Source organism: Mesorhizobium sp. WSM4935 (genome assembly GCF_029625735.1).
Classification (GTDB): domain Bacteria; phylum Pseudomonadota; class Alphaproteobacteria; order Rhizobiales; family Rhizobiaceae; genus Mesorhizobium.
In genome coordinates this window covers 226,003-241,241 of sequence record NZ_JARTVR010000003.1, presented here as the reverse complement: position 1 = coordinate 241,241, position 15,239 = coordinate 226,003, and the positions used below count along the sequence as shown (strand labels likewise).

Genomic DNA, 15,239 nt, shown 5'->3' with positions numbered 1-15,239 from the left:
ACGGCGGCGTTTATCTCATCCTGTCTTTCTGAAGCTGACTGTGGTTGAAGCCGTGTCTTCGATCAGGGCCACCATCTCGGTGGTTATTTCAGCCACGCCGCGGTCGGCCTCGATCTTGCGCCAGGTCAATACACCGGCGTCACGCTGCAATTGCCGCCACAGGATGTCAACCGTGGCATCCGACGGGCCGCCCTTGCGCTCGCTGACACGATGCCAAAGCACGGACGGGTCGGCCGCCAGCCAAAATCCCGCAAAGGGGACATTCGACTCGCTCGCGGTGCGCTCGATCCTGTCGCGATCCTCCGGTCTGTCGAACACAGCGTCGGCGACGACGGAGCCGCCTTCGGCCAGGATCAGTTGCGAACGCCAGGCGATCTGGCGATAGACGCGTTCAGAGACGCCGGGCCGGTAGGCCTTGTCCGGCAGCTTGGTCTCGGCAGCCACGCCATGCATGGCCTTGCGGATGCGGTCGCTCTCGACGATGCGGGCGCCCGGTGGCGCGCCAATCCGCGGCGCAAGCGCTTCGGCGACCGTTGTCTTGCCCGAGCCGCTCAGACCGCCGATTGCGACGAGCCGAGGCGGCGTTTCGACGAGCTGAGCCTGTGCGAGCTCGAAATAGGATCGTGCTTCGGCTATTAGCTTTGCGCGGTCCTGGCTGCCCTCTTCGACCTGCGTCGCCGTCACGTGAGCGCGCACCGCGGCCCGCACCGCCACCAAGAACGGCAGCAGGATGAAGCCGTCCTCGTCGTCGGCATCGTCGAGGTAGCGGTTCATCACCAGATTGGCGAACTCCGGAAAACCGCGATGCCAAAGGTCCATCAGCAGGAATGCGAGATCGTAGAGCACATCGACGTTGGCAATCTGATCGTTGAACTCGATGCAATCGAACAGGCGAGGCTCGCCTTCGAGGACACAGATATTGCGCAGATGCAGGTCGCCATGGCAGCGGCGGACCCGGCCCGCCGCCTCACGCCGGTCAAGCAGGCCGGCATGGCGGGCGAGAGCGGCGCGAAATGCAGCGTCGAGCGCCTCGATCTCCATTTCATCGAACACGCGGCTCGTCGCGAATCCAGCCGAGTTGATGTCAAGCACGCCGCCGATATTCGCCGCTCCTCCGCCGGCATGGATCACGTCGGCGCCGCGGTGATACTGCGCAATCATGCGCGCCACGCCCGTCATCAGCGCGGGGGTCAGCTTCCCTGTGGTGGCCATACGATCGAGGAGGTTCGACTGCTCGAAGCGAACCATCTCGATAACGGCGTCAACCGGTTCGCCTGACCCATCCAGGGCAAGCCTGTCTTCTTCGCGCGTGATGCGGTGGACACCGAGATAGAGACCTGGCGCCGTCCTGGAATTCAACTCCACTTCCTTCTCGCACGCGGCAACCCGCAGCTGCGGCGTCGAAAAATCGACATAGGGCAGCTTGACTGCGCGTTTCATCTTGAATGCGCGCTGACCGACAAGGAATATGCGGGAAATGTGGGTTTCGATCGTCTCGACCGGGCCAGCCTCGCTATAGGTGGCAGGGTCCATCAGCATGTCGACCACGACGTCTTGGTTCTGAACGATCATCGCATGCGCCTTGATATTGATTGAATCATCCTTCGGGCTCGCCGGCAACGCCAGTGGTGTCAGCGTTGCAACGTCTTGACGTAACCTGCGAGGTTTTGAATGCGTTCCGTGGTGACAGCCTCCCCGCCGTATGGACCGTATTTCTTGACGTCGTCAGGCAGGAACTGGTTGCCCCAGACCGGCATATCGCGCTCGCCATGCTCGGGTACGAGGCCGCGACCGTCGATCGTCGCGTAGACCCGCCAGTAAGGGAACTCCCCGCCATTGCGCTTCGTGAGCGTGGTCAAATCCGCGGGACGTTTCCGCAACACGTCGGCCATTGGTCCGTCGCCCCTGCCATCCACGCCGTGGCAAACGGCGCAAGAGTTCAGATATTCCTGCTCTCCATTGCTCATCTGCTGTCCCGCCGCGCCGCTCAGCGTCAGCACCAAGAAAGCTATTGTCGTCCCGAATCTCATTTTGATCCGCCTCCAGCCATCGGGGGTCAGGCTAAGGCGTGTCGCGCGCGCAGACGTTGACCGGGATCAATCTTGAGAGGGATCGGTTTGATTCAGCGCAAGGACGGCTTCCGATCACCTGGCTACGGCTACTCATCTGTGAACTTTTACGACCAAGGAGTTGCCGCCATGCCATTCAAGACATTGCTCACGGTTACAGGGGCCGATCAAGGAGAGGATGATCTCAGGCTTGCCACCGGCCTGTGCGAAGAAATTGACGCCCATCTCTCGGTGCTTGTCCTGGTGATCGCGGCGCCTCCCTCTGGCGGAGCCTATGCCGAGGTGGTTTCGCCGGCTTGGCTCGCGGAGCGAGAGGCCGAAATGGAAATGCTGCAGAAGCGGATTTCGGCCGTTTCCAAAATTCTGTCGGCGAGCCCCGTATCGACGGACCAGAGCGATGACTACCCGGACCATGCATGGGCGGATGAGGTCATCGGGCGGCGCGCGCGTTACGCCGACCTAACCGTCCTTGGATCGGATTTGCTTTTGAGCAAAACGCTCAAGGAGAAAGTGATCGAGGGCGCGCTGTTTTCGTCCGGGAAGCCACTCCTGCTTGTCCCCAGAGGGACGACTGCGACGTTGAGGCCGAAACGCGTCCTGGTCGCATGGGACGCCAGCCTGGAAGCGACGCGCGCCGTGCGGGAGTCGCTCGACATTCTTTCACGTGCCGATGAGGTGCGGATAGTGATGGTCGACCCGATCGACGACGAACGGCACCACGGCGCGGAACCAGGCGCGGACGTGGCGACCTATCTCTCTCGTCACGGAGCGAAGGTGACCGTAGACCGACTGCCGAGCTCAAACCACTCGATCGCCGATGTTCTGCGCCAGCACGCCGTCGACACCGGCGCCGAGCTCATGGTCATGGGTGCCTATGGCCATTCCCGGCTTCGCGAGCGGATTTTCGGCGGCGTGAGTAGATCGATGATCGAGGACCCGGGACTGCCGATCATCATGGCTCGTTGAAAGCTGTATCGGCGAAAGGCGAATTCGAATCCCTATGCTTCGCTGTCCGAGTGACCTGTATGTTGTCCCGACGCCGGCAGAGTAGCTACTGGGAGCATGTTAGCGCTGGCGCGATTGTGGGAGCGCCAGACGACCACAAGGCACACTGATGCATCGCTATTCGCAGATCACCATTGCAATTCATTGGCTGACGGCCGTGCTCGTGGTGGTCGCGTGGTTCACTGCCGCAGGGGGCCGGCACGCGCGGACGGATCCCTCCTACGTTCACTTTACGGTGGGGCTCGCCGTGTGGCTGTTGGTCATTCCTCGTCTGTTGGCCCGATGGCTGGGCGCCGCGCCCCGGATCGAGGATCCGCAAAAACCATGGCTCGGTCTCGCAGCGCGTGCCGGACACAGCCTCCTTTATCTTCTCCTGATTGCGCTGCCGCTGAGCGGTTGGTACGCCGCTTCTCGGCTCGGCGTGGCGGTCTCCTTTCTTGGTTTCGATCTGCCGAGCCTGACGGCGCCGGTGCAGGGCGCTCCAGGAGAGATCGCCGATTTGCACGAGACCGGCGGAACGCTGATCCTTTGGCTCGCGGGACTGCACGCGGTGATCGCGCTCTGGCATCAATTCATTTTGAAAGACCGGACGCTCGAGCGCATGAATCCCATTGCGCCGCCCGATTTGACTGGGATCAACGATAAGTTTCCAATCTTCTAATCTCTTTCGTCATGTTTTGGTTCGCCAGACCATACGAGAGAATACGAAGGAAACAGGTTGGCGAACCAGCTGCTGTCATATTGTTTCTCAAGAGACGAAGCCGTTCGCCAGAGTTGATTCAAGAAGCTGATCCGGACACTCGACGACCCCGTTCATCTTCTCCGGAACGGCGGCATTGCGCCTCTTGCGGCCATTGAGATCAGCTCTCCTCATCAAAAGGTGGACGGTGCCTGCTCAACCGGTGATCTTCAAGTTGCTGATTGCCATGATTGCAGTGCGGAGATGCAGCGCTCCAACTTGCGCAGACGGCTTTTATGACTCCGAATCTGATAGCCGACAGCGATCAGCTCTCTTGGCTTAGCACCTTTTGGAACAAGCAGTTCCTGTTCAAGCCGGGTTGATCTGTTGTGTGAGCTCTTGGGCCTCAGCGAGCCGCTGTTGCCGAATCCAGCCGCGACCTCGCATTGCTACCAGACCTGCGGTTGCTCAGCCCAAAGCCCCTGGCGCCAGCCGCGATGATAAAAAGGCAACTCAGCATATTCCAATGTGGCGTCTCCCTTTCAATCAGTAGGGTCCCCGGACCCACGCCGGAATATGCCGCCCTCTAAGAAAGTGGCAAGGCCTTGATACCACCATTTTCGCTATGAGGCTCTCCGCAGAGCCACTCGGCGTCCTCTCGATGATCTCACAGGCTGCGCTTCGCGGTCCGTCGATGGAGCCATCCCGCCGTTGGGAGACGTTTCCTGCGAGCTCTCCTGCAATTTGACCAGCCGATAACCTGGATAGCGGATGACTGTGGTCGACCTCGCGAGAAACAGTGCCCACGGCTGCGGCATCTCTGTGCCGGATAAGCGCATGATGGACCGCTTTTCCGAGCGCCATTCGGGCAGAACCGGCGCTAGCGCTCCGGCCCTTCCTTCGTACTCGACAAAGAAAATCGGGAGCTAGCTGATCGGTGAACCGATCGCCGCGAAGTACTTGGTCATCCAGTAGACGTTCACCTTGAATTTGCCGATCGGCGGCTTCGCCTCGGCAAAGGTCTTGTCCTTCTTTTGTGTTGAACGGCTGATTGCGATCCTTGGCGTCCACCTGCTCACGCCTACGCCTCTCGTGAGGTCGAGCCTCGCGCAAAACGCACGAAACTGTTCCACATGTCCTGGCACACCTGTTCGCGATGTCCCCAGCCCAAATAGATCAGTGATGTACACGGTGCCCTTCGCCGGGGGCTGTCGGTCCCGCATCCCGCCTGACGGCGGCGCTATGCTGATGCTCCTTCGGCCGCCCTGTTGAACCGGTCTCAGGGCCACGAACTTTCTCCAGCACCGAACTGACATGGTCCCGCTGGCTGGCATTTCGGTGCTTCCGGTCTTGTACGCCCTTGTTTGCTGAGCTGGGGGAGAGGCGCGGCCTTTCTCCCACAAAAGTCAGAGGAGGAGCGGGTTTCCGGTGACGGGTTGAGAGCCAGAGGAGAGTCCTCCGGCGCCCGTCGCGGAGAACCGCGATGCCTTGTCGGAACAATCGAGCCCGCGCCGTTGTCGATCGCAGCAACCTCTATGACGATATCACCGACAAGATCATCGCCGAGCTGGAGGCAGGTCGCTTTCCGTGGGTCCAGCCCTGGGGGACAGCCGCTGCAAAGGCGCCTTTCTCGATGCCGAGAAACGCCTCCACCGGCAGAGCCTATAGCGGGATCAACGTGCTTATTCTCTGGGGCGCCGTGGTCGAACACGGGTTTCAAACGCAAAGCTGGCTGACCTTCCGGCAGGCCATGTCGCTCGGTGGAAAAGTCCGGAAAGGCGAGACCGGTACCACTGTGGTCTACGTTGATCGCTTTGTTCCCGATGACGAGAAGAAGCGCGCCAGCGAGACTGGCGAGGATGCCCGAGCGATCCCGTTCCTCAAGCGCTTCACGGTCTTCAATGTCCAGCAATGTGAGAATTTGCCTGACGAGACCGCTATTCAGCCGCCATTGCCCGATCAGAACTTGATCGAGCCGCGGGTCAAGACGTTAATCGACGCGGCCGGCATCGAGTTTCGCATTGGCGGGGACAGAGCCTGTTACATGCCAATCCACGACTATGTTCAGGTGCCGCCGCCGCAAGCCTTCTTCGATCCAATCAACTGGCATCGTACGGCCCTCCATGAACTTGGTCACGCAACCGGCCATACAACACGGCTTGCTCGTGATCTTTCGGGTTCTTTCGGCACCAAGAAATATGCGTTCGAGGAACTGGTGGCCGAGATCAGCGCAGCTTTCGCCTGCGCGGCGCTCGGCATCTACCCTACGGTGCGGCATGCCGATTACATCGGCTCTTGGCTCGATGTGTTGCGAGAGGACAATCGCGCCATCGTGCGCGCCGCCAGCCAAGCCAGCAAAGCAACTGACTGGCTGCTCAGCCATCTGCCTGAGAACGTCGATATACCGATCTCGGCTCATGCCGAGCTGCCTTAGCCGTTAAAAGCATTCCGCGGGTGTACGGATTCTGCGAGCCGCTGCTGATGGACTGCGGTGGCCGACATGCAGGCGAAGGAGAGGGAGAAATTTGAGTGGGTTTTCGCGACGGGTTCAGGACTGAGAGAGAGGCTCTCGGCGCCCGTCGCGGAGAAGCCAGATGACCACTGCCGTTCAGAAGATCACCTTGTCGTCCGCGCGCGACATTCCTTTCAACAAGCTGGTGCTTGCCCAGACCAACGTCCGGCGCATCAAAGCAGGCATCTCGATCGACGAGCTCGCTGCCTCGATCGCCCGCCGCGGCCTGATTCAGAGCATCCATGTTCGTCCTGTTCTCGATGCCGATGGCAAGGAGACCGGCATGTTCGAGATACCGGCTGGCGGTCGCCGCTACCGCGCACTTGAAATGCTTGTGAAGCAGAAGCGGCTCGCCAGGACCACGCCGGTTCCCTGCGTCGTCGGCAGTGCGTCCAGCTCGGTCCGGGCCGAGGAGGTCTCGCTTGCGGAGAATATCGAGCACGCGCCGCTTCATCCTCTCGATCAGTTTCGAGCTTTCAAGGACCTGCGCGAAAAGGGCATGTCGGAGGAGGAGATCGCGTCCGCCTTCTTCATCTCGGTCACCATAGTCAAGCAGCGCCTCAAGCTAACCGCTGTGTCGCCAGCGCTCCTCGACATCTATGCCGACGACGGCATGACGATCGCCCAGCTCGAGGCGTTCTCGGTCAGCAACGACCACGCTCGACAGGAGCAGGTCTGGGAAGCGATCAAGAACAGCTGGTCGAAGGAACCATATCAAATCCGCCGCATGTTGACCGAGAACGCAGCGCGCGCTTCCGACAAGCGGGCCGTCTTCGTGGGTCTCGACGCCTACGAGGGGGCGGGCGGCGATGTGCTGCGCGATCTCTTCCAGTCGGACCATGGCGGGTGGCTGCAGGATGTCGCCCTGCTTGATCGCCTTGTCACCGAGAAACTTAAGATGATCGCCGACGAAATCGCCAATGAGGGCTGGAAATGGATCGAGGTCGCGGTGAGTTTCCCCTATGGCGCGACGAATGGCTTGCGTGAACTCGAAGGAACGCCGGTCGACCTGTCCAAGGACGAGCAGGCGACGCTCGATGCGCTGCGGAATGAGTTCGATAAGCTGCAAGCTGAATATGAGGAAGCCGACGAGTTGCCAGACGCGGTCGATCAGCGGTTCGGCGAACTTGAAACGGCCATCAAAACGCTGCAGGCGCGTCCCGTACGCTTCGAACCAGCAGACATGGCGCGCGCCGGCGTGTTCATCAGCGTGGATGCGGACGGGTCGCTTCTCGTCGAACGTGGCTATGTGAAGCCCGAAGACGACGTTCCGGTTGCGCCAGAGACCGACAGCGAGCCCGACGTCGCTGGATCCGACGATCCAGCAACGACGGGCTCGGTACAGCGTCCAACAATCACCGTCGGCGTCCAGTCGACCGAGCCGGAGGACGATGACGAGAATGGCATCAAGCCATTGCCCGATCGGCTGATCATGGAACTGACCGCCGAGCGCACGTTGGCGTTGCGGGATAAACTCGCGAATGATCCGGCGACGGCGTTCCTTACCGTGCTTCACAAGCTCGTCCGGGACGCGTTCTTCCGCCACAGCTCGCAAGGCGTCGCGATGGAAGTCTCGGTACGCAACACTGTCTTTTCGGCGCAGTCTGCCGATCTTCGCGATACGCCCTATGCGCGGTCAATCGAAGCCCGCCACAAGGCCTGGGAGGCACGTCTTGCGGGTGATGTCGCCGACCTTTGGGACGTGCTCACAGGTCTCACCGACACTGAACGCGCTGAACTGTTCGCCCATTGCGCATCCTTCGGCGTGAATGCCCTTTATGAACGGGCCGATCGCTATGGCAATGGCGCCATCTCCGCGCATGGCGTCCAGCAGCGCCTTGCGGAAGCCGACCATCTTGCCCGCGTGCTCGGATTGGACATGGCACAGGCTGGTTGGCGGCCAACAGTTGGCAATTATCTCGGTCGCGTCACCAAAGCCCGTATCCTTGAGGCCGTCCGGGAAGGCGAGGGGGAGCGCGCGGCCCAGCTGATCGATCACCTCAAGAAAGGCGACATGGCCAAGGAAGCGGAACGACTGCTTGCGGACAGCGGGTGGCTTCCTGAACCACTGCGGCTTGCCGACATCGATGCGCAGGCAGCCGCCTCCAACTCGCACAATCAGGGCGAGCCGCTGCCCGAATTCCTCGCGGGCGACGAGGAAGATGAATTGGCCGACGCCCAAGAGGAACAGCAGCTCGACGCCGCCGAATAGGTATCCCTCCACGCAGGTCCTGGCCGTCCGGCGCTCGCAAGAGCGCCGGACATTTCTTTGCTGGACAGACCCAGAGTGAAAGTTCGGCCGAGGCGGGTTGAGCCCGTGCGGTCAGAGAGAGAGCTGGCGGGCTTTCCCACTGTCGCTCTCCGAGGTCTTCCCGATGAACGTTTTGCTTCCTACCGCCGCCGCCAATCCCGTCTTATCTGCATCGACACCTCGCAACCCAGCTGCTGCCATCCATGCCGCGGCCTTGCGGCTTGTTCCCCATCTTGAACGCGGCCAACGTATCGAGGCAGCGGTATTGCGCAGCGCGATGGAGGCGTCATTTGGCGCGTCCGACGCCAGCGGCGCCTGGGACGGGATGCCTGTGAGGCGGCGACCGTACTATTCCTGCGCAAATACGGAAAACCACTTTTCCGCAAAGCCGCTTCCCCGGCTGCACGGCTCTCTGCATTGGCCAGGATCGCCGGGTTGCTTCCGACCCATACACGCCGATCCGAGGAGGCCCAGGCCTTCCAGCAGTTCTCGACGCCGATTCCGCTGGCCTTGGCCAGCATGACCGCGGCGTCGCTCACGCCCGCCGACCGGGTTCTGGAGCCCTCCGCGGGGACCGGATTGCTTGCGGTTCTCGCCGAGGTCGCCGGTTCCGGTCTCATCCTCAACGAGCTGGCCGAAACCCGCGCCGAACTGCTCGCGTTCCTCTTTCCGGCGATCTCGGTCACGCGCTTCGACGCTGCCCAGATCGACGATCATCTCAATCCCGCTGCCGTTCCCAGCGTGGTCATCATGAATCCGCCATTCTCGGTCATGGCGAACGTCTCCCGACGCATGAGAGACGCCGTCTATCGCCACATCGCCTCGGCACTGGCGCGACTTGCCCCGGGCGGCCGGCTGGTCGCGATCACCGGGGCGAACTTCTCGCCCGAGCTGCCTGTCTGGCGCGACTGCTTCGTCCGGCTGCAAGAGCGCGGCCGCGTTGTGTTCACCGCGGTGATCGCGGGCTCGGTCTATGCCAAGCACGGAACAACCATCGAGACGCGCCTGACCGTCATCGACAAGGCGCCGGCCGAGGATGCGGCTCGCTTCCCCGAATCCGCCGGTGTTGCGCCCGACGTTGCGACGCTGCTCCACTGGATCGAGCGGGACATCCCGCCGCGCATGGCTGTCAGGCTGCCGCAGGTCGCATCAGACGCCGCGCCTCGCAGCGTTCGCGGCTATCTCGCCCGAGCCGCAGCCGCCTCGCCCGCGCGGCGCACGGCTGAGATCGAGGGCGTGCCGCTCGACTATGAGACGGTGGAGTGGACGCCGCCCTCGGGCGGCCGGCTATCGGACGCGATCTACGAAGCATATAGGCTCCAGTCGATTCGCATCCCGGGCGCGCAGCCGCATCCTACCAATCTGGTGCAGTCGGCCGCGATGGCATCGGTCGCGCCGCCGAAGCCGAGCTATCGCCCGACGCTTCCGACCGCGATCATCACCGACGGCATGCTCTCCGACGCGCAGCTCGAGACGGTGATCTATGCCGGCGAGGCCCATAGCGAATATCTCGCCGGCGCCTGGACGGTGGACGAGACCGGGGATTTCGTCAGCGCTGCGGCAGACACCGCGGCGAGTGCCGTCCGATTCCGCCGGGGCTTCATGCTCGGCGACGGCACCGGCGCTGGCAAGGGTCGCCAGTCGGCCGGCATCATCCTCGACAACTGGCTCCAGGGCCGGCGCAAGGCGGTCTGGATCTCCAAATCCGACAAGCTGCTCGAGGACGCGCAGCGCGACTGGTCAGCGCTCGGCATGGAGCGCCTGCTGGTCACACCGCTCTCGCGCTTCCCGCAAGGGACATCGATCCGGTTGGACGAAGGCGTCCTTTTCACCACCTACGCTACTCTACGGTCTGACGACCGCGGGGAGAAGCTTTCGCGTGTCAAGCAGATCGTCGAATGGTTGGGGTCCGATTTCGACGGAGTGATCATTTTCGACGAGTCCCACGCGATGCAGAACGCCGGCGGCGGCAAGGGAGAACGGGGCGACGTAGCCCCGTCGCAGCAAGGCCGTGCGGGGCTCCGTCTCCAGCATGCCCTGCCGAGTGCTCGCGTGGTCTATGTCTCGGCGACCGGCGCGACCACCGTCCATAATCTCGCCTACGCCCAGCGGCTCGGTCTGTGGGGCGGCGAGGATTTCCCGTTCGCCAACCGCGCCGAATTCATCGAGGCGGTCGAGAATGGCGGCGTCGCGGCCATGGAGGTGCTCGCCCGCGACCTGCGCGCGCTCGGCCTCTACACCGCGCGGTCGCTCTCCTTTGACGGCGTCGCATACGAGCTGGTCGAGCATAAGCTCACAGCCGAGCAGACCCGGATCTACGATGCCTATGCCGGCGCTTTCGCGATCATCCACAATCATCTCGACGCGGCGATGCAGGCCGCTAACATCACCGGAGAGAGCGGCACGCTGAACCGGCAGGCGAAGTCGGCCGCACGCTCGGCCTTCGAGAGCGCCAAGCAGCGCTTCTTCGGCCATCTGCTGACCAGCATGAAGACACCAACGCTGGTGCGCTCGATCGAGCGGGACCTGGCGGACGGCCATTCCGCCGTCATTCAGATCGTCTCGACCGGCGAAGCCCTGATGGAGCGCCGCCTGGCCGAGATCCCGACCGAGGAATGGAACGACATCCGCGTCGACATCACACCGCGCGAGTATGTCCTCGACTATCTCGCCCATTCCTTCCCGGTTCAGCTCTACGAGCCGTTCTCGGACAGCGAGGGCAATCTGTCGTCGCGACCCGTCTACCGCGATGGCCAGCCCGTCGAGAGCCGGGAAGCCGTCGCGCGTCGCGACGAGCTGATCGAACGGCTTGCATCACTGCCGCCGGTCCCCGGCGCCCTCGACCAGATTGTCCAGCGCTTCGGCACCGATGTCGTCGCCGAGGTCACGGGGCGCTCGCGTCGCGTGGTGCGCAAGGGCGAGCGTCTTGTGGTGGAGAACCGGGCCGCTTCCGCCAATCTCGCCGAAGCCGCCGCCTTCATGGATGACGACAAGCGCGTCCTCGTCTTCTCGGACGCCGGCGGCACCGGCCGCAGCTATCACGCCGACCTTGCCGCCAGGAATCAGCGCCTGCGCATCCACTACCTACTGGAGCCGGGCTGGAAGGCCGATGCCGCGATCCAGGGTCTTGGTCGCACCAATCGGACCAACCAGGCGCAGCCGCCGCTTTTCCGGCCGATCGCGACCGACGTGAAGGCCGAGAAGCGGTTTCTCTCGACGATCGCGCGTCGGCTCGACACGCTGGGCGCCATCACCCGAGGCCAGCGCCAGACCGGCGGCCAAGGCCTGTTCCGGCCCGAGGACAACCTGGAATCGCACTATGCGCGCGACGCTCTGCGCCAGCTCTACTTGCTGCTCGTCCGCGGCAAGGTCGACGGATGCTCGCTCGAACGCTTCGAGTCCGCAACCGGCCTGAAGCTGATGGATGACAATGGCATCAAGGACGAGCTGCCGCCGATCACCACCTTCCTCAATCGTCTGCTGGCGCTGACGATCGACCTGCAGGGCGTGCTGTTCACGGCGTTCGAGCAGCTCCTCACCGCCAAAATCGAAGGCGCGATCAGAAGCGGCGTCTATGACGTCGGGCTCGAAACGCTGCAGGCCGAGAGCTTCGTCGTCACCGACACCCAGGTGATCCAAACGCATCCGGGCACTGGCGCGGAGACGCGGCTGCTCACCATCACGCGCCGGGAGCGCAATCGACCGACCACGTTGGTGGACGCGCTCAACCATTGCTCCGATCTGCGCGCCCGGCTGCTGGTCAATGGCCGCTCCGGTCGTGCTGCCGTCCAGATGCCCGCGCCGTCGATCATGCTCGATGATGGCGAGATCGAGCGCCGCGTCTGCCTGATCCGCCCGATGGAGCAGCACTACGCACCACTGCGCATGATGGAGGAGAGCCATTGGGAGGACGTGGATCGGGATCGTTTCGCCGCCGCATGGGAGGCCGAGCTCGCCGAAATCCCGCAATTCTCCAATAGCACGATCCATGTGGTGGCGGGCTTGCTGCTCCCGATCTGGAAGCGCTTGCCCGAGGAATCGATGCGGGTCTATCGCCTGCAGACGGACGCCGGCGAGCGCATCATCGGTCGCCGAGTCTCGCCGGCTTGGGCCGCCAATGCGGCGTCGTCCGCCACGAGCAAGCTGACGCCGGAAGATACCTTCGCCGCCCTGATGGACGGCACGATGGTCCTCGATCTCGCCGAATGTCTGCAGCTCCGGCGCGCCCGCGTCATGAGCGTCTATCGGCTGGAGCTGACCGGCTTCACCGAAGCGATGCGCGATCGGTTGCGGGCCTATGGTCTCTTCAGCGAGATCATCTCGTGGAAGCTCCGCTTCTTCATCCCGATCGACGCCAGCGGCCCGACCGTGCTCGCCAAACTGCTCGACACCTATCCGATCACGCGCTTGTCCGATCGCGAGGCTGCGTGATGGCCCGCCGCGACGCATCCGACCTCGCGTACCGTCTCGGCCAGCAGGCCGAGGCGGTGTGCCGGCACTATCTCTCCAGCGGCCGCCGAGAGGGCCGCTACTGGCTGGTGGGCGATGTACGCAACACGCCCGGCCGCTCCATGTACGTCCGGCTGAAGGACTCGCCGAAAGGCCCGGCCGGAAAATGGACCGACGCCGCAACCGGCGAGCATGGCGATCTCCTCGACGTGATCCGGGAGAGCTGTGGCCTCATCGACTTTAAAGACGTTGCCGACGAAGCGCGGACGTTCCTCTCCATGCCGCACCCCGAGGCGCATGCATCCAGGAAGCAAGCGCCTGCACCGCACGGATCACCAGAGGCGGCCCGGCGCCTCATCCGGATGTCGCAGCCGATCATGGGCACGATCGTGCAAGCGTATCTCCGCGAACGTGCAATTACGGATTTACGCGGAACCGGAAGCCTGCATTTCCACCCGCGCTGCTACTATCGCCCGGACGAGCATTCGCCGACCGAGACCTGGCCGGCGATGATTGCGGCCGTCACCGATCTCGGCGGCAGCATCACCGGAGCGCATCGCACCTGGCTCGATCCGCGCCACAGGGAAAAGGCGCCTCTCGATACACCGCGCAGGGCGATGGGCGATCTTCTCGGCAACGCGGTCCGCTTTGGCATCGGCGGCGAAGTCATGGCGGCCGGCGAAGGCATCGAAACTGTGCTGTCCGCTCGACAGGTCTTGCCCGACATGCCGATGATGGCTGCGCTCTCGGCGGCTCATCTCGCTGCCATCCTGTTCCCGGACACACTGCGCCGGCTCTACATCCTCCGCGACGACGATCCGGCCGGTGACAGCGCGCGAGATACCCTGGTCGAACGGGCGAACGCGGTAGGGATCGAGGCGATCGTCATCTCGCCCCAGCTCGGGGACTTCAACGAGGATCTCAGCACGCTCGGCATTGACGCGATCCGCAGCCAGACGCGGGTGCAGATTGGGTCGCAGGACGTCGCACGATTCATGGCGATAGCGGCCTAACCGGCACGAGGAACGTGGCGGGACGTCTCGCCGTGCCCCTCCGGATGCCTCTCGTTTGAGAGGACCGCGCCTCGGCCTTCCAGAGGGCGATCGGCCCACAAGCCGGCCGACCCGGCAATGGCTAAGGCCGACTATTTTCCGGCGTCCCGAGTCCACCCCACGCGGCAGGCTACGTGGGGACCCCGGCTCGGGCCTTTCCATCGCGAGACAAAATAGCCGGCCTTAGCCATCGAGCCCTGCGCTGCGCTCCAGGTGCCGGGCTGTCCCGCCCGTGGGCTTCGTCGCCATGAAGGCCGCGAAGGTCGCGGTCCGACCGACGGAGCATCCCATGCGCGAGCACGACGATTACGACACTACCCAAGAATCCTCACCGACCGACCATGTCCTCAACGAACTGCAGCTTCACGGATATCGGCCCTTCGCCGACGAACCTGGTCAGCGGCTCCTGCCGGACGGCAACGCGGTCGCGGGCGCCGTCGCAGACATCTTTGACGCCCTGATCGCGACGCTGGAGGACACGCGACTCGAACCCGACCTTGACCATCTCCTCTGGTCGACCGTCAACGTTTTCCACCGCGCGACCGAGCGGATCGGGCGCGAGCTGGACGAGAACGAGCAGGCACAGAAGCGGGCGCAGCGGGAACAGGACGGAAGCGAGGTGAAATCGGTCGAACTGGAGCGCCTGATCGTTGAGGGCATGACGCTGATCGAGCGCCAGAACGCCTTCGAGCTGATGCGCGACCAGGCCGCCGAACATTACGAGCGCCACGTTGGGAAGCCTTGGCTCCCGCGCAGCGGATCGAAGGTCAACCATCGCAATCTCACGTCCGCGATGATCGACAGTCGCGACTTCCTGATGGCGAAGAGGCGCGCCGAGCAGGAGGTGCTCCTGCCGCCCGGCCCGAAGATCGTCGTCACCGGCGGACTCGACTACGACGATCACCGGCTGATCTGGGCGAAGCTTGACCAGGTGCATGTGAAGCATCCGGACATGGTGCTGGTCCACGGCAAGTCGCCAAGGGGCGCCGAGAAGATCGCCTCCCTGTGGGCGAAGAACCGCAACGTGCCGCAGATCGGGTTCGCCCCCGACTGGACCAAGCACGGCCGCGCAGCGCCCTTCAAGCGCAACGACGAGATCCTGGAAATTGTGCCCAAGGGCGTGATGCACTTTCCGGGTACGGGCATCAACGACAATCTCGCCGACAAGGCCAAGAAGCTCGGCATCCCGGTCTGGAGGTTCGGCGGCGCGTGAGCGCCGCCC

General features: G+C 63.3%; 9 protein-coding genes and 1 pseudogene. 7 read left to right on the top strand and 3 right to left on the bottom strand.

The genetic code is table 11. The features are described from left to right. Positions 1–15: 15 nt before the first annotated feature. Both P9273_RS09200 and P9273_RS09195 read right to left on the bottom strand, forming a co-directional pair. On the bottom strand, positions 16–1,572 hold the full coding sequence (locus P9273_RS09200) for a bifunctional aminoglycoside phosphotransferase/ATP-binding protein (protein ID WP_278048622.1): 1,557 nt from the start codon (positions 1,570–1,572) through the stop codon (positions 16–18). 59 nt (positions 1,573–1,631) lie between these two features. Next, positions 1,632–2,000, bottom strand: coding sequence for a c-type cytochrome (locus tag P9273_RS09195; protein WP_442920208.1), 369 nt, complete (start codon positions 1,998–2,000; stop codon positions 1,632–1,634). Positions 2,001–2,198: 198 nt separating this feature from the next. Here P9273_RS09195 and P9273_RS09190 point away from each other — a divergent pair, with 198 nt between their 5' ends. Together P9273_RS09190 and P9273_RS09185 are read left to right on the top strand one after the other, a co-directional pair. Beyond that, positions 2,199–3,035 carry a universal stress protein gene (locus P9273_RS09190; RefSeq protein WP_278048620.1) on the top strand — a complete coding sequence of 279 codons (837 nt, stop codon included), beginning with the start codon at positions 2,199–2,201 and terminating at the stop codon, positions 3,033–3,035. Positions 3,036–3,183: 148 nt separating this feature from the next. Then, a complete protein-coding gene (locus tag P9273_RS09185; protein WP_278048619.1) occupies positions 3,184–3,735 on the top strand; it encodes a cytochrome b in 552 nt (183 codons plus the stop codon). Between the two features lie 944 nt (positions 3,736–4,679). Here P9273_RS09185 and P9273_RS09180 read toward each other — a convergent pair. Beyond that, a complete protein-coding gene (locus P9273_RS09180; RefSeq protein WP_278048618.1) occupies positions 4,680–4,832 on the bottom strand; it encodes a hypothetical protein in 153 nt (50 codons plus the stop codon). 404 nt (positions 4,833–5,236) lie between these two features. Here P9273_RS09180 and P9273_RS09175 point away from each other — a divergent pair, with 404 nt between their 5' ends. From P9273_RS09175 to P9273_RS09155, 5 genes and pseudogenes are all read left to right on the top strand, one after another. Beyond that, the gene (locus tag P9273_RS09175; protein ID WP_278048617.1) at positions 5,237–6,187 is read left to right on the top strand and encodes an ArdC family protein; all 951 of its coding nucleotides are present in this window, start codon (positions 5,237–5,239) and stop codon (positions 6,185–6,187) included. Positions 6,188–6,347: 160 nt separating this feature from the next. After that, a complete protein-coding gene (locus tag P9273_RS09170; RefSeq protein ID WP_278048616.1) occupies positions 6,348–8,477 on the top strand; it encodes a ParB/RepB/Spo0J family partition protein in 2,130 nt (709 codons plus the stop codon). A 163-nt stretch (positions 8,478–8,640) separates the two neighbouring features. Continuing rightward, positions 8,641–12,947: pseudogene (locus P9273_RS09165) on the top strand (strawberry notch-like NTP hydrolase domain-containing protein). Further along, on the top strand, positions 12,947–13,978 hold the full coding sequence (locus tag P9273_RS09160) for a DUF7146 domain-containing protein (protein WP_278048615.1): 1,032 nt from the start codon (positions 12,947–12,949) through the stop codon (positions 13,976–13,978). The pseudogene P9273_RS09165 and the gene P9273_RS09160 overlap by 1 nt, the downstream one beginning before the upstream one ends. A gap of 328 nt (positions 13,979–14,306) precedes the next feature. Next, positions 14,307–15,230 (top strand): DUF2493 domain-containing protein, encoded by a 924-nt coding sequence (locus P9273_RS09155; protein WP_278048614.1) that lies wholly within the window; start codon positions 14,307–14,309, stop codon positions 15,228–15,230. Positions 15,231–15,239: the final 9 nt, after the last annotated feature.

Bases quoted from the DNA above. Each gene is read 5' to 3' on its own strand.
- P9273_RS09200 (WP_278048622.1), bottom strand. From the start codon at position 1,572: ATGATCGTTCAGAACCAAGACGTCGTGGTCGACATGCTGATGGACCCT.
- P9273_RS09190 (WP_278048620.1), top strand. From the start codon at position 2,199: ATGCCATTCAAGACATTGCTCACGGTTACAGGGGCCGATCAAGGAGAG.
- P9273_RS09185 (WP_278048619.1), top strand. From the start codon at position 3,184: ATGCATCGCTATTCGCAGATCACCATTGCAATTCATTGGCTGACGGCC.
- P9273_RS09175 (WP_278048617.1), top strand. From the start codon at position 5,237: ATGCCTTGTCGGAACAATCGAGCCCGCGCCGTTGTCGATCGCAGCAAC.
- P9273_RS09170 (WP_278048616.1), top strand. From the start codon at position 6,348: ATGACCACTGCCGTTCAGAAGATCACCTTGTCGTCCGCGCGCGACATT.
- P9273_RS09160 (WP_278048615.1), top strand. From the start codon at position 12,947: ATGGCCCGCCGCGACGCATCCGACCTCGCGTACCGTCTCGGCCAGCAG.
- P9273_RS09155 (WP_278048614.1), top strand. From the start codon at position 14,307: ATGCGCGAGCACGACGATTACGACACTACCCAAGAATCCTCACCGACC.